This is a genomic window from Saccharomonospora amisosensis (assembly GCF_011761185.1).
In the GTDB taxonomy this organism is placed as follows: Bacteria; Actinomycetota; Actinomycetes; order Mycobacteriales; family Pseudonocardiaceae; genus Saccharomonospora_A; species Saccharomonospora_A amisosensis.
Genome location: NZ_JAAOYM010000001.1, coordinates 1336063 through 1354783 on the forward strand (window position 1 = coordinate 1336063; position 18721 = coordinate 1354783).

The following is an 18721-nucleotide window of genomic DNA, read 5'->3' on the forward strand; positions in this document are numbered from 1 at the left end:
GTTGGACGCGCTGTGGACGGCACAGGTTGCCGTAGCGTGTCACACGGTGGCGTCGTACCTGGTTGGTACCACCTTCGTGGGCGCTTCACTCACGGCCGCGCGGCCCGGCTCGGTGAAAAGACACCGGTAAGTACCGCCGCCGCCACCGCGAGTGCACCGGTGGCGACGGGCACGGCGACACCGATCGCGTCCGCGTCAGGCGCGGTCGAGGCGAACAGCAGTGGCGGTACGCACGCCAGCGCCGTCAGCAGCCAGGTGCTTGGGGCCGAACTCACTCCCGTCCGCACGCTGTGCAGCAGCGACATGCCCAACAGCAGGTGTACCAGGCTCTGCACGGGGTCCAGCAGCAGGCCGGGAACCACGGTTATCTCGGTGTCGCCGAAACTGGTCAACGCGAACCCGAAGATCCCGGCGGTCGAGTAACCGATGCCCGCGGCCGTCGCCGCGCGTGCCAGGAACCGGTCCAGGCCCGCAGGCACGGGCCGCCACGTGGGCAGCGGGGGCGGGCGGTGCCCGAGGTGCCGTTCGAACCAGAGGAACACCATCGCCGCGGGACCGGTCAGCAGCGCGAGCGCAAGCAACGGCCTCGGCCGCAGCACCCACGCCAGGTCCGTACCGAACCTCCCTGGCAGATACACCGCGGCGACCAGCAACAACATCCCCGACAAGAACAGCAGATACAGGCTCATCGGCGCTCTCGCCGCGAACCCGGCCAGCCGCAGCGTCCACGGTCGTGCCGCAAGTCCGGACAGCGGCCTTCTCACCAGCCCGAGCACGCTGAGCTGCACCGCCCCGAGCAGCAACACGGGCAGAGCGGGTCCCGACAGCGACGGCGCGGCGGCAGGGGTACCCAACATGGTGAGCGGAACCACTCCGCTCACGGCCCCGGCCGCGAGCGCGCCCGAGCCCGCCACCGCCACGACACCCATCACCCACCGACGTGGGCTGTGCCCTTCGTGATGAGCGAAGGCCAGTTGCTGGCCCAGCAGCGCCAACACCAGTGCGGCGAGGTCACGCAGCGGGATCAACCCCAGCCCGGCGGCCAACCACTCCGCCAGCACGAGCACCGCCGCCAGCGCCAGCGGTACCACCAGCGGCGCCCTGCGATACAGCGCGAACATCGCCGGGGTGGCTACCACGGTGAGCACGTACAGCCCCAGCAGCCACAGCGGGTGCAGGGCGATCCGCATCACAACCGCGGTCGTGCCTTCCGGGATGCGCAGCAGTTCCAGCGCGATCGGCACCAGGAACGCCACCACGGCGAACACCAGCGTCAGACGCAGCAGCCAACTCGCCCGGTGCGCGAGGTACTCGCGGTAACCGCCGCCGGATTCCACGACGGCCAGCCAGCACCGCGCGTTCGCGTGGCCACCGGCGAAGAAGAACAGCAAGGAAAGCTGCGCCACCCAGGTCAGCGGCCACAACCAGCCCTGCCCGACACCCACCCAACTGGCCAGTGCCACAGCCGACTCGCCGAGCATCAGCACACCGATGCTGCCGACACCCAGCAACGTCCAGCGCCTGCCAGGCACGGGCGTCCTCGGCGCGCCGGCCACCGCCCGAGGCTTCGGTCGGTGCCGCCTGGCCAGTAGCCATCCCCGCAGCCGAAACGCCAACAGCAGCCCGATCGCGGCCACCCCGGCCAGCAGCGGCACGATCGGCTCACCGACGGGAGGGCCCCACCGCTGGTGCCACGAGTTGACCACCAGTCCCGCCGAGTACACCGAGGCCACCGCCTCACACAACTGCCGCGAATCCTGCGGGTTGTAGCGGCAGGTGGCGTGCATGTCGGCGGACAACCGGTCGTCCAGCGCCTTGCGCACCTGCGGGCCGAGTGGCTGGCCCTTCTTCTCCGCGTACCGCAGCAGGTCGTAACCCAGGTCGTGGGAGCGGCACGCCGTACCGAAGTCCCACCTGGTGTTGTCGTCGCCCCACGGCGTCGAGCAGCCGCCGTCGACGTGCACCGCGCGCACCGAACCGTCACGGGCCGCCGCCGAGCCGGGGATCACCCCGGTGACCTCGGTGAAGTCGGACGGCAGCAGGGTGAGCGCATCAGCGGACGGCCCAGGAGCGAGCAGCGCCTCGATGGCTCGCGCGGCGGCCGCGGTGTCCTGCCGCAGCGGGCCGTGCTGGGGCACGGCTTCGGCACGTGAGGCGACGAACCCGAAGCTCGTCACCGCCAGAACGAGGAGTACCAGCCACGCCGTGGTGCCTACCACGCCGTGGCGACGTCTGGACGCGTGCGGGCTCTCCTCTCCTTGCTCCGGCATGCCCAACAGGGTGTCAGTGTCCGCTCGGTGGCCACATCCGGGTTCCCCCTGGCTCTCACCCTGAGCGGTGCCCAGCCATGCGCACCTGGTCGCGGCCACTCTCCTTCGCCTCGTAAACGGCGGCGTCGGCCAACTGCAGCAGCCCGTCCAGGGTGCGGGCATGTTCGGGGAACACCGCGACTCCCAGCGAGGCGGTGCGGCCGATGATCAGCGCCTGCCTGCCCCGCTTGTCGGTCGTGGCGATGCGCAGGTCAGAGATCGTTCCACGGATTCGCTCCGCTGCCGCCTCCGCGGCCGCGCTGTCCACATCTGGTAGCAGTACGAGGAACTCCTCCCCACCGAACCGGCCGACGATGTCGGACGGCCTCGTGGCACGCCGCAACGCGTCGGCCACCGCTGTGATGGCGTCGTCGCCCGCAGGATGCCCATAGGTGTCGTTGATCCACTTGAAGTGGTCCAGGTCGATCATCAACACCGCGAGGTCGCCGCCCGCACGCCACACCCGGTTCAGCGCGCGCTGTGCGGCCTCCGACCAGCCTCGCATGTTCAGCAGGCCGGTCTTGGGGTCGGTCACCACGTCGTCCTGCAACTGCTCGAGCTCGGCCAGACGGTTGAAGACGACCGTCACCACGGCCATGATCGCCACGGCGGGCGGCAAGGTGACGAGCACGGCCGCCGTCACCACCCCTAACCCGGTCGTGATGGCCTCCAGCGTGTTGTCGGCCTTGCTGCCCAGCACACCTCGCACGCTGGGCCGTCGCACGCTCAGCGCCAGCACACCGCCGACGTAGAGCACCTGCACACCTTCGTAGACGGCCGCCGCGACGAGAATCAGCCCGAACTCGCGCAACGAGCCCAGTGCCGTCACGGTGTGCCAGTCAGCGGGCCCCAACGAGACGTAGGTCAGGCCGGCGAGCGCGGCGGCAAGAGCATGCGAGATCGAGGAGAACACGAAGTTGTGCACCGGCCGCCGCGCGGTGAACCAGCGTTGCACGCGGATGAGAGCGACGAGCAGGACCGCGAGCGTCGCTGGAAGTACCAGGACGGCGGGGAAAACCCAGACCGCGATCAGGTCGATGAGGACCGTTCTCGTACGGTTGCGCCTACGTTCCTCCTGCCGCTGCGTGAGCTGGATATGGACGGTGGCACCCGCGAGCAGGATCGCGAACCCGAGCCAGTCCTCAGCCGTTGGCGCCGCGGCCAGCGCGAACGCGGCGACGAAGCCGGGGATCGCGGCCAGCTCCAGCACTATCAGGTAGGCGACGAAGCGCTTCGGCCGTTGCCACAGCGCCCACTGCCCCGGCCGTAGCGCGCGAGCAGGCACCGCGTTCGCCGGAGCCTGCCTGGCGGTCACGACGCAACCTCCCGGCCGGTCCTGCCTTGTCTGTTCTCGGCTTCTGCTCTAGAACAAGGGGGGTGAGTCTGCCGCGGTCGGCCGGGGCCGCCGAGGCGCGGGTGGCGGCAGCCCTTGCGAGGCAGCGACCGGCGAACCCCTCGGCCGCCTGCCGCCGACTCCGCATTTCGAGCGCTTTCTGCCATATTGAATACGCACTGTCTTCATCGTCATCGCCCGGATCGAGGAGGTGTACCCGGTGACCGGCCGCGACTTCTGATTCGTCGGTACGTTCGCCCGGCAGTCACGTCGGCGAAGCCGACGGCCGCACGCGCGCTCAGCGCCCACCGGACCGCGGTGGGCGGCGACGCCTCACGCTCATCGCAGCGGTGGCACACCTCCCCGTGACACTTCGCGTTCGCTCGGCGACCGGAAGCGATCACCGACGAAGAGGGTGCCCACCGTGATCGGTGCTCGAACACCGAATCGTCGGATCGGGCCAACACCCGCGGGTGGCCTCCATTCCTCACCGGGGAAGCGTCGGTCGCGTCATGCGGTAACGACCACCCCGCCGTTTCCCGGAGCCGATCACCGCTCACTCGTTCGGCGCAGTGCAGCGCCCGCTCGGCGCGCACCGAGGGCACAAGCCCACAACGAGGCCAAGACTGAAGTGAGGCCAGCCGCAAGGGGTGGACCGAGAGTGAGCCGTGCTGGTGGGAGAACGGAAACCAATGGACAAGTTGCTCGACGGCAAGGCCGTGGTGGTGACGGGCGCGGGCAGGGGGCTGGGTGAGGCGTTCGCCATGCACGCCGCGCAGGCGGGTGCCTCGGTGGTAGTCAACGACGTGGACGCCGACCTGGCGGATCGCACCGCCGCGAACATCACCGAACACGGCGGGCGCGCGGTGGCCAGCGGCCACGACGTGGCCGACCACACCCAGGCCAGGGCGGTCATCGAAACCTGTGTGGGCGAGTTCGGCGGCATCGACGGCCTGGTGAACAACGCCGGACTCAACTACGAGGCACTGCCCTGGCAGGAAGACCCCGTGCGGGTACGAAAGCTGGTGGAAACCAACGTGCTCGGCGTCATCTACCCGGGCATGGCCGCCGCCGAGGCGATGGTCGAGCGAGGAGGGGGAGGCTCGATCGTCAACATCTCCTCGGGGGCGTCGCTGGGTCAGCGCAAGCTCGGCACCTACGCGGCGAGCAAGGGTGCGGTCGCCTCACTGACCTACTCCTGGGCGCTCGACATGGAGGAGGTCGGCATCCGCGTCAACGCGGTCTGCCCACTCGCCCACACCAGGATGGTGTGGCAGTCCGAGCGCTCACTGCGCAACTGCCCGCCCGACCGGACCCCGGCACGGGTGGCGCCACTGGTGCTGTTCCTGCTCGGCGACGGCTCCCTCGGCATCACAGGCCAACTGATCCGGTGCAACGGTCCCCAGCTGCATATTGTCGGACAGCCGTACTTCAAGGCGCCGATCCTGGAACGGCAGGTGTGGGACTCCGAAAGCGTGCAGCACGCGTTCGACGAGGTGTTCGGCGCGCAACTGGAGCCATACGGCTTGGAAAAGCGTGTGCCGCCGAGGCTGCGCAAGTGGACCCACGGCGAGCTAACGCCGCCGCCGCTGCGCAGCGCGTGACGGCGGCGGCGTGACGACTTTCGACTCAGTTCGCGTACAACGCGGCGATGTCGGAGCCGTAGCGTTGGCTGATCACGCGCCGCTTGAGCTTCAACGTCGGTGTCAGCTCCCCGCTGTCCGGGCTCCACGCCTCCGAAAGCAGTTGGTAGCGCTTCACCTGCTCGGCTCTGGCCAGCCGGTCGTTCGCCACCTCGACAGCACGGTCGATCTCGGCCTTGATCTCGGGGCGGCGAGCGAGCTCCGCGATGTCGGCGGCCTCGACGCCGTTGGCCGCCGCCCACGCCGGTGCGATCTCGTCGTCGAGCACGATCAACGCCGTCACGTAGGGCCGGTCGTCGCCGATGGCGACCGCCTGCCCGATGAGCGGGTGCTCCTTGAGCAAGCTCTCGATCCTGGTGGGTGCGATGTTCTTGCCACCCGCGGTGATGATGAGTTCCTTCTTCCTGTCGGTGATCGTGACGAACCCGTCCTCGTCGATCGTGCCGATGTCACCGGTGGCGAACCAGCCGTCGGAATCGGTAGCGGGCGCGACCGAGCCGTCCTCCTGTAGATAACCCAGGAACACGATCGGGCCACGGACGTGCAGTTCACCGTCCCCGGCGACCCTTACCTCCACGTCGGCGATCGGGCGGCCCACCGTGCCTGCCTTGAAGGCGCCGGTCGTGTTCGACGTGGCGGCCCCCGTGGTCTCCGACAGCCCCCACACCTCCTGGATCTCCACGCCGAGGCCCGCGATGAAGTACTGCACCTCCATCGGCAGCGCCGCCGCGCCGCTGGAGGCGAGGACGAGGTTGTCGAGACCGAGCATCTGCCGCATGGGAGCCAGTAACGTGCGGTCGGTCTCGGCGATACGTTCGGTCAGCTCCGAGGGAACCTCCTTGCCCGCGCTGCGCAGCCGGTAGCCTTCCTGCAGCAGCTCGTTGGCCCCCAGCAGGGCGGTCCGCTTTTCCTCGGGCACACCCGCAAGCATGTTCTTCAACCCGGCCGCCATCTTCTCCCACACGCGCGGCACACCGAAGAAGCCCTGCGGTCGCACCTGGCCCAGCGCGCCAACGATGTTCTTCGGGTCGGTGAGCGTGTGCACATGCCCGGCGTGCACCAGTGGCATGTAGATGGACAGCTCCCGTTCGGCGATGTGCGCGAGCGGGAGGTAGGAGATGTTGGTCATGTGCATCGGGCTGCCGTGCAGGTTGTGCACCGCGACGGCCTCGTGGATGGCGTTTCGGTGCGACAGCACCACGCCCTTGGGCATGCCGGTGGTGCCGGAGGTGTAGATCATCGAAAGCGGGTCGTCCGGTTTGACCTCGTCGGTGGCCCTTTCGAAGGCGTCGGGCTGCTCGTCGTGCAGTGCCGCCCCGCGTTCGGACACCTGCGCGAATGAGACGAACCGCTCGTCGCCGCTTGGCATCGCTTCGGCGTCCATCACCACCACGCGATCCAGGTTCGGCAGCTCGTCGAGCACCGGCAGCCAGCGTCGCAGTTCCTCCTCACCCGCCACCACCGCGACAGGAGCCGCGCTGTGGTTGACAACGTAGGAGATCTGCTCGCTGCTCAGCGTCGAGTACGCGGTGCACGGGATGGCAGCCAGGTTCGTGGCCGCAAGGTCGGCGATGAGGTGCTCCGGCCTGCTGGGCCCCATGATGATCATCCGCTGACCGCCCCGGAGGCCAAGGTCGTCCAGGCCACGGGCGAACGCCGCGATCTCCTCGCGGAACCGCGCCCAGGTCAGGGTCGGCCAGCCCTCGGTGTCCAGCGACGTCACTGCGGGCAGGGTCGCGTACTCGGTGGCGTTGCGCCGCAGCAGCCTCGGCACGGTGAGGCCATCGACCTCGGCGACGATGGATGATTGGGTGCTCAATACTGCCCTCCTCGGTTTCCTCGAAACGTCAGCTTATGTGTTCGCGCTCACCTTGAGGAGGGGTTGCCGATGTCCGGTTTCGGTGTCGTCACCGGTGGTCACGGGTACGTCGTCGGTGATGAAGGACACCCAGCGCGTCACTCGCCGTCTGCTGGAGGTGGCAGGCAGGACCTACGCGGACGAGGCCGGAATCCGACTCGCCGACAGCCCGGCGATGCTGTATCGCCTGCTTGTGCTGTCGGTGTTGCTGTCGACCCGGATCAAGGCGGACATCGCGGTCGCCGCGGCCAGGGAGCTGTTCGAAGCCGGCTTCGGCACACCGGAAGGCATGCTGGACGCCTCCTGGCAGGACCGTGTCGACGCGCTCGGCAGGGGACACTACGTCCGCTACGACGAGAGCACAGCCACCGCGCTCGGCGAAGGAGCGCGCCTGCTGCTGGACAGCTACGGCGGTGACCTGCGCAGGCTGCGGGACCGGGCGGGCGGCGACGTCGGCAAACTTCGTGGCCTGCTGCGCGAGGTACCGAGGCTTGGCCCGGTCGGCGCCGACATCTTCTGCCGCGAGGCGCAGCAGGTGTGGCCGGAACTTCGCCCCTACCTCGACGGTAAGGCAAGGGAGGGCGCGCAGCGCATCGGTCTGCCCACCGACGGCGACCAGCTGGCGAAACTGGTCAGGGGCGACGACCTGGCCCGCTTCTCGGCCGCCCTGGTGCGTGTGCGGCTGGACAAGCAGCTCGCCCAACAGGTCGCGCGGTGACCAGCGCGCGAGCAGCTGATGATCTTCGCAGGAGCGAAGGCGTGAAGGTATGCGATGCTTGAAACGTGACCCATGAGTCCATTCCGGCGGCCGGCCCGGCCGAGCCCGTAGCCGACCTGACCTCAGTGTTGAGCAAGATCGCTCGAACCCTGGAGCCGGAACTCGACGTGGACCGCACCGTCGAGCACATCGTGGTGGCCGCCGCGGCGACCGTTCCGGGTGCGGACGAGGCGGGTGTGTCGTTACTCGAGAACTCCCAGATGCGATCGGTAGGGCCGTCGAGCGAACTCGTCACCCGGCTCGACCAGTTGCAGCATCAGCTTCGCGAAGGTCCCTGCGTGGACGCCATCTACGAACACCCTGTCTACCGCACGGGCGACATCGGCGCGGACCCGAGGTGGCCCCGTTTCGGGCAGCAGGCAGCGGACGCCGGCGTGGTCTCGATGCTGGGGTTTCGGCTTTTCACCAGCAAAGCCGTCATCGGGGCGCTCAACCTCTACTCCTGGCGAAGAGACGCCTTCGACGAGGAGGCCGAACGCATCGGCGAACTGTTCGCCGCGCACGCCGCCGTGGCGTTGGCAGGTTCGAGAGGCCTGGCGCAACTGCAGGTCGCGCTCAAGACACGCGACGTGATCGGCATGGCCAAGGGCATCCTCATGGAGCGCCACCGGGTCGGGCCGGACCGGGCCTTCGAGATGCTGGTCGAGGCCTCGCAGCACGCCAACATCAAGCTCAGGGACGCGGCGGAATGGCTGGTGCGAAGCTCCTCACCAGAGGGCGGTCGCTAGGCAGGCACACAACTCGTGTCACCTCGGCCGGGTAGGGGAATCCCCGCCACATGAACTCAGGTGACAGGGCCGAAGGCGGCAAGCGCGGCGAGCGGGCACGCCAACCCGGTGACATCCCGCCTCGAGGCTGGTGGCAGGTGGTGCGGCGCGGCGCGAAGTCGGCCAAGGCCGACAACATCTCCATCCTCGCGGCAGGCGTGGCGTTCTTCGGCTTCCTGGCCATCTTCCCCGCGCTGATCGCGGCGCTGACGATCTACGGCCTCGTCGCCGACCCTTCCCAGGTGGCCTCACAGGCCCAGCGGTTGACCTCGGCGCTTCCCTCGTCCGCAGGGCAGGTCATCTCCGACCAGTTGACGGCCGCGACCGGGGCGGGCGGAGCCGCACTCACGGTAGGGCTCGTCATCGCGCTGCTCGCGGCGCTGTGGAGTACCTCCAGTGGAGTGAGCAACCTGATGACCGCGATCAACCTCGCCTACGACGAGGACGAAAGCCGAGGATTCGTGCGACTGCGTGCCGTCGCATTGGTGCTCACGCTTCTGGTGATCGTGTTCGCTCTGCTCACCCTCGCACTGGTGGCCGCCGTCCCGGTCGTCTTCGACGCCGTTGGACTGGGCACCGCGGGCCGCGTGATCGGCGAGATCGTTCGGTGGGTCCTGCTCATCGCGCTGTTCACCGTCGCGCTCGCAGTGCTCTACCGCATAGCCCCCGACCGAAGTCCCGCCCGCTGGCGGTGGGTGAGCCCGGGCGCGGTCGCGGCCACCATACTGTGGATTCTCGGCAGCGTGCTGTTCAGCCTGTACGTCAACTTCTTCGGTAGCTACAACGAAACGTACGGCGCGCTCGCCGGTGTGATCGTGTTGATGCTGTGGCTGTATCTCAGCAGCTACGTCGTGTTGCTCGGCGCTGAGATCAACTCCGAGTCCGAGCGGCAGACAGCCAGCGACACCACCACCAAGGAGCCGCTGCCGCAGGGCAGGCGAGGTGCGTTCAGTGCCGATACGCAGGCGGCTGAGGCGCGGGCTGAGTTGCCCGCGCACCAGCGACAAGACGGGCGGTGAAGCCGGTCTCCGTGCGATGCATGGTGACCTGCTCGCACACCTGATGGGCTATCCAGAGACCGAGTCCACCCTCCGCGGGATTCTGTCGCGCGGGCACCAACCCCACGAACGGATCCTTCGGCCCATCACCCCGATCGGACACGGTGGCCACCATGCGGCCTCGTGTCGACCACAGCCGCAACTCCACCGGCGGCTCACCATGCCGGAGACCGTTGGTGACCAGCTCGCTCACCGCCATCACCAAGCCGTCCACCTCCTCGGAGGTCAGGCCGCTGTCCCTGCCCGCGGCCGCGGTCGCCTTCCTGGCGGCCTCAGGCGTCGGTGACAGCAACTCCACGGCGGGCACCGACTGCTCGAGCGGGTCGGCGTAGCGGGGCTCGTAGTCGGACAGGAACGTGGCCGGGTCGACATAGCCGGCGTTCTTGACATGCCCACCGCCCGGAGTCGCCAGCATCGGATGGGTGCGTTCCACATCGGCGAGCACTCCGGCGGGAGTGACCCTACTGTCGTACATGCACAAGCCCCAGAGCGGAAAGCCAGCCAACACATGGTTGACGGCGGCCTCGTAGCGGGCCCACGGATCCCACACCACGCCGGTGCCAAGATGCGGGATCTCGCCGACTACCCTCACCTGCTCCGCGCCCGCGAAGACGTGGCTTCGGACCAACTCGTGGAACTCCTTGATGGCGCTGGCCGGACGCGAATAGCTGTCGTCACCTGGGCGAAACGCCAGTCCCGACGCTGAACCGAAGGCGTCCTTCAGCAGTCGCGTTCCGTCTTCACCAAGGGCGACAACGGTCGGTTCCCCCGCCCGAAGGCCTTCCTCGACGAAGGGGATGGTGATGGAAAGGAACTCGTCGTCGGAGCCGTAGTAGGCGGCTTCGTGCAGATAACCCTCGTGGTGCTCGGCAATACCCGATCTCATTCAACCCACTCCACGCGCACCGCGGGAATGTCGAGGATCTCGACGAGCCGTGCGGGAGCGCTCTGGTTGGTGCGTAGCGCGACGGTCGCGCCTCGTCGTTGCGCGAACTCGGCGAGCCGGAACAAGCTCCTGTGGTCTACGAAGGTGAGGCCCGTCGCATCGATCACGAGTTCGCCGCCCTGCGGATGCGGATCAACCCGCTCAAGAGCCCGGCAGAGCAGGTCGTGGCAGGAAAGGTCCAGCTCGCCGCTGAGCGCGATGTCGGCGTTACGGCAGGCGTGCAGCCGAAACGGGGTGATGTCGGCGTTGCCTGCCGGATGCAGGCACGCGAACTGAGCGGCCAGGTCGGTGCCGATCGCCCTGCGGTCGTAGGCGCACAACGCCGCGAACGGTTCCCGAGTGGTGTAGAGATCCACAAGGTGCTCGTAGCGGGCGTATTCGGCCGGCTGCTTCAGCTTGCACACCGAACCGGTGGCCTCCGCGGCCACCCGGAATCCCGTGTAGCCCTCAGCCAGCGCTTCGTGCGTGGCCGCAGCGAGCGTGCGCAACTGCGCGGCCGAGGCGGCAGTATCGCCCTCCGCGAGCTGGTGGACCTGCGCGGCGCCGGAACGAAGCGCCGACGCCACCCCTGGCGCGGACTCGAGGACATGCAGCAGCTCGTCGCCATCACCGTGTGTGAGATACCGGACACGTTGTCCCTGCGCGAGGCCGTCGGAGAGGAATTCCAGGGCGCGCCAATGAAACTCGCCAGGATCGTCGTAAACCCAGCAAACGTGGTCGTGGAGGCCCAGACTCCGGGCGCTGTCGACCTCTCCGCAAAGGCGCATCTAACGATGATAGGCACGCTTTCCGTATCCGGGAACCCGCGCGCAAAATCCCTTTGCGAATGTCTCTGAACAGCGCAAACCTCAGCGAGATCAGCACGAGAGCGATCCTGGATGGACCGAGGCTCGCCGATTTCGACGTGACTGCTCACGTACAGTCCAGCAGCCGCTTCGCCTCCGGCGGGGCGGGGCGTTGGCAGCACGCGGCAGCGACAGCGCTCACCGCACCACCAGGGAAACTCAACGTAACCGGGGGTGGTGGTCCCGCGAATGGCGTGATCACGCGGAACCCTGGAACATGAACGGAATTCGAGGTGGTGTGAGGGCGAACTATAGTGTCGGGGTAGCAGCTTGCGACCGAAGCGGGGTCCGTAGCCGTGCCTGAGTCCGCGCGATCGTCGGCCCTGATCTGGACAGGGCGGCCAACCCGGGGAGATTCGACGGCTGCACTGCGTAGCCTGGCAGCCGCTGCGGGCACCCGGTACGAGCTGCATCCCGGCCCTCGACGGGTGCGAACAGTCACCTACCTCGACACCGTGGACCACAGGTTGCGCCGAAAGAACCTCGTACTGACCCACCAGCGGGCTGGTGCCGCCGGGGAACTCGTCCTCGCCGGAAATGGTGACACCTACACCGTGCACCTGAAGGAGCCACCGCGCTGGCCCGCCCGGCTCGAACAACTCCCACACGGGGTCGTGCGAGACGAACTCGGCCCGGTGATCGGAATCCGTGCGGTATTGCCGACCCTCACCGCCCGCACGGTCACCCGCGAAGTGGCGGTCCGCGACGGGCAGGGCGACCTGGTCGCCAGGTTCGACTGGGCCGAGACCACCGCCACAGAACCCGCCGCGACCGAACCGCTGGTGCGGATCACACTGTATCCACAGCCGGGTTCCCGCAAGGCAGGTGAACGCCTTGCCAAGGGGCTTCGCGCGGCACCCGAGATCCAACCGGCCCCTGCCACGCAGGCGGAGGCCTACACCGAGTTGTTGACCGCCACGGGCGCCCTGCGGGAGGCCGGGAACGGCAGGCCGCCGATCACCCGCGACATGCCCGCCGATGCCGCCGTCGCCACCGCACTGCTCGGCTTCGCCGACACCATCGCTGACACCCTCGATGGCGTTGTGGACGATGTCGACGCCGAGTTCCTGCACGATCTGCGAGTCGCGGTGCGGCGCACGCGCTCGCTGCTCAAACTGGCGGGCGACGTGCTGCCCGCGGAACCGGTGCGGCGGTATGCGGCTGAGTTCGCGTGGCTGGGGGACCTCACCACACCCACCCGCGACCTCGACGTGTTCCTGCTGCGCATGGATGATCTCGCCGGCACCCTGCTTGCCTGCGAAGGCGCCGATCTGCGCCCCTTCGTCGAACACCTCCGCGCGGAGCGGGACCGTGCTCACGGCGAACTGGTGGGCGGTTTGCTGTCACAGCGGTTCAGCAGCCTGCTCGACGGTTGGCGCCGCGAACTTGACGCCGTCCTCGAGAAGTCGGATACGGCACGCGAGACTTCCGTCGGTTCGGCCAGACAACTCGCCGAGAAGCGACTGCGCCGCGCCGTCAAACGGGTGGTGCGCATGGCGGCCACCATCACCCCCGATTCACCGGGCGCGCGCGTGCACGATCTACGCAAACGCTGCAAGGAGCTGCGTTACCTGCTGGAGGTGGCCCGGCCGGTCTGCGACGCACGCGCGCATCGAGCAGCTCTGCGAGACCTCAAACGGTTGCAGGACGTGCTCGGCGACTTCCAGGACGGCGAGGTGCAGAGCGCCGCGTTACACACGTTCGCGGAACAACTGCAAGCCAGTGATCCTCGCCCACCCGCCGCGACACTGCTTGCCATGGGAGAACTCGCGGCTGGTCTGGTCGCGCAACAGCGGCAGGCACGGGCCGATCTCACCGGCGTCCTACGCGAGTTCCTCGGTCCGGCCACCCAAAAGCACCTCAGGGCACTGTGACCTCAGGACACTGTGATCTCAGGGCACTGTGATCTCAGGGCACTGTGACAGCGGCCGGGGGAACTCGGTGAGTCGCGATGGCCGCCCGGAAGAGGTTCCGTTAGCCCACGCACCGGCGACCGGAGGTGTGCTACTTGACTGACGAGGGTGATCTGATCGCCGGACGCTATCGCCTCCAGACGCGCGTTGGCCAAGGTGGCATGGGGATCGTCTGGCGTGCGACCGACGAGCAACTGGGTCGAGTCGTGGCCGTCAAGCAGATGTTGCTGCACCCGGGCTCCGATGAAGCAGTGACCGAGCAGGCCGTCCAACGCGCGACCCGCGAAGCACGCGTCGCGGCGCGGTTGAAGCATCCACATGCCATCACCGTGTATGACGTCGTGCGACACGGCGGAAAGCCCTGCTTGGTCATGGAGTTCCTGTCATCCCGGAGCCTGGCTGCGGTACTGGCTGAGCAAGGCTGGCTGCCGGCCTCGAACGTCGCCCTGATCGCAAGACAGATCTCGGGCGCGCTCGCTGCCGCGCACGAGCATGGGATCGTCCACCGGGACGTCAAACCGGGCAACATTCTGATCAGCCGCGATAACACGGCCAAGATCGTCGACTTCGGCATCTCGCGGGCGACCGGCGAAGCGACCGTTACCGACGCCGGAGCGATTGTGGGTACGCCTGCGTTTCTCGCGCCGGAAGTCGCACGCGGAGGTGATGCGAATTTCGCTTCCGACGTGTTCTCTCTCGGGGCGACGCTGTTCGCCGCGTTGGAAGGACATTCGCCGTTCGGGGAAGTCGACGCTGCCATCGTGCTTCTGGCTCGGGTAGCACGAGGCCAGATCGCTCCACCGAAAACAACGGGGCCGGTCACCGACGTCGTCCTGGCCATGTTACGAAACGATCCTGCAGCGCGCCCTTCGATGCGTCAGGTACACGAAGCGTGCACCGCTATTGTCGAGGGCCGCACACCCGAACTGCCAGCACTGGGGCGGCCCACGCTCGTACTTCCTGCACGGCGCCCGCGAAAGCGTGTCGTGGTAGCAGGAAGCGCCGGGGTTTGCCTCCTCGCCACCGGCGTCGTGATTGGGATGTCGTTAGCCGCCGACCCCACCACCATCCCGGAAGTGGTGAGTCCGCCCACCTCCGCGACTGCTGCCACGACCGTGGCCAGCCACGGGTGCACCGCCTCATACCGCGTGACCGATGCCTGGCCCGGTGGTTACCAGGCGGAGGTCACCGTGGCTGGTGAGCGGGGCCGTCGACTCGTTGGCTGGTCGGTGACCTGGCGATTGCCCGAGGGACACACCATCGACGACCTGTGGAACGGTGTGCTGACCCGAACCGGACGGCACGTGAAGGTATCGGGCGCCGACTGGAATGCTGTTGTCCCCGCAGCGGAGTCGGTTGCGTTTGGTTTCGTCGGTGGCGTGGCAGATGGACAGCCGGTCGAGCCGAAACTGACCTGCCGGACCCCGTAGGAGCCGATACGTTCAGGTACATGCCGGGCGACGAGCGAACGACCACCCCGCGGCTGGAACAGGGCCTGTCCGCGGCAGACGTGGCACAGCGCGTCGCCGAGGGACGTACCAATGACGTCCCGCCCCGGGCGAGTCGAACTGTCTGGGACATCGTCCGGTCGAACGTGTTCAGTCGCATCAACGCGATCTTCGCCGTGTTGCTGGCGATCGTGTTGTCCACGGGTTACCTGATCGATGGCATGTTCGGGCTGCTGATCATCGCCAACAGTGTCGTCGGAATGGTCCAGGAGCTGAGAGCGAAGCGTACCCTCGACGCACTGTCCATCGTGGGCCAGGCCAAACCCAGGGTTCGCCGTGGCGGCGCCACCACCGAGCTCGCACCGAACGAGGTTGTCGCCGACGACGTCATAGAGATCGGGCCTGGTGATCAGATCGTCGTCGACGGGAAAGTCCTCGCCGGTGACGGGCTTGAGGTGGATGAGTCGTTGCTGACCGGCGAGTCGGATCCCGTCGGCAAGCACCTCGGCGACCACGTGCTCTCGGGTAGTTACGTGGTTGCGGGCGTCGGCGCCTATCGTGCCACGAAAGTCGGTCGGGAGGCGTACGCGGCTCGGTTGGCCGAAGAGGCCGGCAAGTTCACACTGGTCAACTCCGAACTCCGGCGTGGCATTGACCGGATCCTGCGATTCATCACCTTCCTGCTGGTGCCCGCGGGCGCGCTGTCCATCTACAACCAGCTTTCCGGCGACCAGGCACTGCCCGACGCGTTGCGCGGCATGGTCGCCGCGCTCGTTCCAATGGTGCCGGAGGGCCTGGTGTTGATGACCTCCATCGCCTTCGCGGTGGGCGTGATTCGGCTCGGCCGCCGCCAGTGTCTTGTCAACGAGTTGCCCGCCATCGAAGGTCTAGCGCGAGTCGACGTGGTGTGTGCGGACAAAACGGGCACACTCACCGAGAACTCCATGCGGCTCGCCGAGGTCCACCCGCTGGGCAAGATCGAGGTGCCACCGGAGCAGGTCCTCGCCGCGCTGGCGGCGTTGGACACACGGCCGAACCCGAGTATCGCCGCGATCGCGCGTGACTATCCGGAACGACCTGGGTGGGAACCGACGGCGGTAGCGCCCTTTTCGTCGGCCCGCAAATGGAGCGGTGGCAGCTTCGCGAACCATGGCGACTGGGTACTCGGCGCGCCCGATGTCCTTCTCGAGGAGGGCAGCGCCGAACGCGACGAAGCCGAACGTATCGCCGGACGTGGCTTGCGTGTGCTTCTTCTCGGCCGTGCTGACGGCCCGGTCGACCGCCCACAAGCGCCGGGGCGGGTGACCGCGGTTGCGCTCATCGTGCTGGAGCAGAGAGTACGACCTGAGGCGAAAGCCACCCTCGACTACTTCGCGAAACAGGGCGTTTCGGTGAAGATCATTTCCGGTGACAACGCTGCCTCCGTAGGTGCCGTGGCGGGTTCGCTTCGACTCCCGCGGTCCACGGAACCAGTTGACAGCCGGACGTTACCGGACGCACCGGATCACTTCGCCGACGCCGTCGAACGCACGAGCGTGTTCGGCCGTGTTACTCCGGAGCAGAAGCGTTCCATCGTCCACGCGTTGCAGCGACGAGGACACACCGTTGCGATGACCGGAGACGGCGTCAACGACGTGCTTGCCCTCAAGGATGCTGACATCGGTGTTGCCATGGGATCGGGCAGCCCCGCATCGAGAGCGGTCGCTCAGATCGTTCTGCTGGACAACAGTTTCGCCACCTTGCCCTACGTGGTGGGCGAAGGAAGGAGGGTGATCGGAAACATCGAACGGGTATCCGCCTTGTTCCTTACCAAGACGGTGTACTCGGTGTTGCTCGCGATCCTGGTCGGGGTCCCCGGATTGATTGGGATGGACGTTCTTCCCTATCCCTTCCTGCCGCGACACGTGACCATCACAGGATGGTTCACCATCGGTTTGCCTGCCTTTGTGCTTTCTCTCGCCCCGAACAACGAGCGCGCAAGGCCCGGGTTCGTCACGCGGGTCATGCGTACGGCCGTACCCGCCGGTGTAGCGGCTTCGGCGGCCTGCTTTGCGTCCTACCTCCTGGCTCGTGAAGGTCAGCAGCCCAACTACATCGACCAGATTCATGCCAGCACAGCGGCGCTGATCACACTGATGACCGTCGCGCTGTGGGTACTCGCGATGATCGCGCGACCGTACGTGTGGTGGAAGTGGGCCCTGGTAGCGGGGATGGCGGCGTTGTCCGCGCTGATGTTCGTGCTGCCACTGACGCGAGAGCTGTTCCTTCTCGACCCCGGCGGCTACACCGAGACTCTGGTTGCCCTTGGGTGTGCGGCCGTCGGCATCCTGCTGGTGCAACTGGGCTGGCGGATCAGCGGCAGGGTCGCGGGCACCGCGTTGTCCGATAGATAAAGCAAGTTCGCGCATGTGTCGAGCGTACGAGCAGATCGCCAGTCGGGCACACGATTTATGATATGAAAGGTCCATTCGCTACGGGCGAAATTGATGTCAGGTAAGACTCTCATTGTTTCACCTGATCGGGATACGCCGCGAATGCCGGTTCGAAGCTACGATCGTCGCTATGGGGGAGAGACGAAATCCTAATCGCTCGTCCGCGGATCAAAGCGGAAAGAGCAGCCTCGACAAGATCCGCTCGCTTGAAAGGCGTATCGCCCGCCTGCAAGCAATGCAATTTAAGGAGATTGCCCGATATGAGAGTACCCAGCGATGCCGTACCGAGGCGGCCGCAGAGTTGGCGTTGACCCTTGCCATCAACGAAAAGTCGGCCGGCAGGAAAATGTCGATGGCCAGTACGCTGGTTCACCGACTACCGAAGACGTTGCAGGCTATGCAGCGCGGAGATATCGACTCCCACAAGGCCTCGAAAATCGTGGGCCCAACAGCCTGCCTGTCGCACGAACACGTCCAACAGGTCGACGAGATCATGGCCGGCCGGTTGGGCGGTAAGACGCCAACGCAGCTCCGGCGTGCGACGACGTACGCGGTCGGCAAGGTCGATCCAGAGGGTTCAGCGCAAAGAGCCGCTCGACGCCGCGCGCAGCGACGGCTAGAGCTCGTTCACCGCGAGGACTCCATGGCAACCATCACGGCATATCTGCCCGCGGAAGTGGCCGGTGCGGCATATGCCCGGATCGATCGTCTCGCGCGTATGTCACGTGGCGCTGACGAATCGCGAACCCTTGACCAACTCCGTGCCGACGTCTTCGCGGAAACAGTTCTTGGTAAGGCCGACGGCCGTAGTGCCGCAGGACCGAAGGCGGAAGTATTCGTCTACGTCGATCTACGCACCCTGCTGGAAATGAACAACAACCCTGCACACCTCGCCGGGCACGGCACGATCCCCGCGTGGATTGCGCGCCAGATCGCCCATGATCCCGCGAGCACGTGGCGTAGGATCATCACCGATCCCCGCACCGGTGCACCGGTTGACGTCGGCCGCAAGCGGTATCGGCCACCGCGAGTCACGGACGATTTCGTTCGGGTCCGCGACCGCGAATGCAGGTTCCCCGGATGCCATCGACCGAGTCAGTTCGGGGATGTAGATCACGCGACCGCATGGTTCCGTCGCGGACAAACCAACACGAAGAACCTCATTGGCTACTGTCGACGGCACCACCGGCTTAAGACCGCACCCGGCTGGAAGTACCAGCTCAACCATCGAACCCAACGGCTCACTGTGCGGACACCATCAGGACAGAGCTACAGCAGCTCACCGGAACCACTCCATGATCCCGGCCGATGAACCCGTAGCAGGTCACGGGAGAGCCGGGTGGTGCTTCCGTGAGACGAAAGGCAGCTAGCCTCGCACCGACCCTCCGGGC

The 18721-nt window shown here is 67.1% G+C and carries 13 protein-coding genes; 8 read left to right on the plus strand and 5 right to left on the minus strand.

Features of this window, described 5'->3' with window-relative positions:
- Window positions 1-89: 89 nt before the first annotated feature.
- Window positions 90-2270 carry a phospholipase A2 gene (locus FHU38_RS06550; protein WP_167167662.1) on the minus strand — a complete coding sequence of 727 codons (2181 nt, stop codon included), beginning with the start codon at window positions 2268-2270 and terminating at the stop codon, window positions 90-92.
- A gap of 55 nt (window positions 2271-2325) precedes the next feature.
- The gene (locus tag FHU38_RS06555) at window positions 2326-3624 is read right to left on the minus strand and encodes a GGDEF domain-containing protein (RefSeq protein WP_313886681.1); all 1299 of its coding nucleotides are present in this window, start codon (window positions 3622-3624) and stop codon (window positions 2326-2328) included.
- A gap of 710 nt (window positions 3625-4334) precedes the next feature.
- Here FHU38_RS06555 and FHU38_RS06560 point away from each other — a divergent pair.
- Window positions 4335-5246, plus strand: a complete 912-nt coding sequence (locus FHU38_RS06560; RefSeq protein ID WP_167167665.1) for an SDR family NAD(P)-dependent oxidoreductase — start codon at window positions 4335-4337, stop codon at window positions 5244-5246.
- 25 nt (window positions 5247-5271) lie between these two features.
- Here FHU38_RS06560 and FHU38_RS06565 read toward each other — a convergent pair whose 3' ends face one another.
- Window positions 5272-7104 carry an AMP-dependent synthetase/ligase gene (locus FHU38_RS06565; protein WP_167167667.1) on the minus strand — a complete coding sequence of 611 codons (1833 nt, stop codon included), beginning with the start codon at window positions 7102-7104 and terminating at the stop codon, window positions 5272-5274.
- 118 nt (window positions 7105-7222) lie between these two features.
- On the opposite strand from FHU38_RS06565, the gene FHU38_RS06570 reads away from it, so the two are divergent.
- From FHU38_RS06570 to FHU38_RS06580, 3 genes are all read left to right on the plus strand, one after another.
- On the plus strand, window positions 7223-7861 hold the full coding sequence (locus FHU38_RS06570; RefSeq protein ID WP_167167670.1) for an endonuclease: 639 nt from the start codon (window positions 7223-7225) through the stop codon (window positions 7859-7861).
- Window positions 7862-7926: 65 nt separating this feature from the next.
- A complete protein-coding gene (locus tag FHU38_RS06575) occupies window positions 7927-8649 on the plus strand; it encodes a GAF and ANTAR domain-containing protein (RefSeq protein WP_313886682.1) in 723 nt (240 codons plus the stop codon).
- A 50-nt stretch (window positions 8650-8699) separates the two neighbouring features.
- The gene (locus tag FHU38_RS06580) at window positions 8700-9707 is read left to right on the plus strand and encodes a YihY/virulence factor BrkB family protein (protein WP_167167672.1); all 1008 of its coding nucleotides are present in this window, start codon (window positions 8700-8702) and stop codon (window positions 9705-9707) included.
- On the opposite strand, the gene FHU38_RS06585 is transcribed toward FHU38_RS06580, so the two are convergent.
- Together FHU38_RS06585 and FHU38_RS06590 are read right to left on the minus strand one after the other, a co-directional pair.
- Window positions 9637-10632 carry an anti-sigma factor RsbA family regulatory protein gene (locus FHU38_RS06585; protein WP_167167674.1) on the minus strand — a complete coding sequence of 332 codons (996 nt, stop codon included), beginning with the start codon at window positions 10630-10632 and terminating at the stop codon, window positions 9637-9639. The two genes, FHU38_RS06580 and FHU38_RS06585, sit on opposite strands and share 71 nt — an antisense overlap.
- Entirely contained in the window at window positions 10629-11459 is an 831-nt protein-coding gene (locus FHU38_RS06590; protein ID WP_167167676.1) for an MEDS domain-containing protein, read from the minus strand. Before FHU38_RS06590 ends, FHU38_RS06585 begins: the two co-directional genes overlap by 4 nt.
- A 506-nt stretch (window positions 11460-11965) precedes the next feature.
- Between FHU38_RS06590 and FHU38_RS27915 the strand changes: the two genes are divergently transcribed.
- The 4 genes from FHU38_RS27915 to FHU38_RS06610 all read left to right on the plus strand — a co-directional run bounded on the left by FHU38_RS27915 (window position 11966) and on the right by FHU38_RS06610 (window position 18642).
- Window positions 11966-13411, plus strand: coding sequence for a CYTH and CHAD domain-containing protein (locus FHU38_RS27915; RefSeq protein WP_167167677.1), 1446 nt, complete (start codon window positions 11966-11968; stop codon window positions 13409-13411).
- Window positions 13412-13545: 134 nt separating this feature from the next.
- On the plus strand, window positions 13546-14880 hold the full coding sequence (locus tag FHU38_RS06600) for a serine/threonine-protein kinase (protein WP_167167678.1): 1335 nt from the start codon (window positions 13546-13548) through the stop codon (window positions 14878-14880).
- 20 nt (window positions 14881-14900) lie between these two features.
- Window positions 14901-17291, plus strand: coding sequence for an HAD-IC family P-type ATPase (locus FHU38_RS06605; protein ID WP_167167679.1), 2391 nt, complete (start codon window positions 14901-14903; stop codon window positions 17289-17291).
- 169 nt (window positions 17292-17460) lie between these two features.
- Complete coding sequence (locus tag FHU38_RS06610) at window positions 17461-18642, plus strand: HNH endonuclease signature motif containing protein (protein ID WP_167167680.1); 1182 nt, start codon at window positions 17461-17463, stop codon at window positions 18640-18642.
- Window positions 18643-18721 lie beyond the last annotated feature (79 nt).

What these genes read in the sequence shown, in the direction of transcription:
- FHU38_RS06550 (WP_167167662.1), bottom strand. Translation starts at nt 2,270, where the DNA reads ATGCCGGAGCAAGGAGAGGAGAGCCCGCACGCGTCCAGACGTCGCCAC.
- FHU38_RS06570 (WP_167167670.1), top strand. Translation starts at nt 7,223, where the DNA reads ATGAAGGACACCCAGCGCGTCACTCGCCGTCTGCTGGAGGTGGCAGGC.
- FHU38_RS06610 (WP_167167680.1), top strand. Translation starts at nt 17,461, where the DNA reads ATGGGGGAGAGACGAAATCCTAATCGCTCGTCCGCGGATCAAAGCGGA.
- FHU38_RS06590 (WP_167167676.1), bottom strand. Translation starts at nt 11,459, where the DNA reads ATGCGCCTTTGCGGAGAGGTCGACAGCGCCCGGAGTCTGGGCCTCCAC.
- FHU38_RS06585 (WP_167167674.1), bottom strand. Translation starts at nt 10,632, where the DNA reads ATGAGATCGGGTATTGCCGAGCACCACGAGGGTTATCTGCACGAAGCC.
- FHU38_RS06580 (WP_167167672.1), top strand. Translation starts at nt 8,700, where the DNA reads ATGAACTCAGGTGACAGGGCCGAAGGCGGCAAGCGCGGCGAGCGGGCA.
- FHU38_RS06605 (WP_167167679.1), top strand. Translation starts at nt 14,901, where the DNA reads ATGCCGGGCGACGAGCGAACGACCACCCCGCGGCTGGAACAGGGCCTG.
- FHU38_RS06560 (WP_167167665.1), top strand. Translation starts at nt 4,335, where the DNA reads ATGGACAAGTTGCTCGACGGCAAGGCCGTGGTGGTGACGGGCGCGGGC.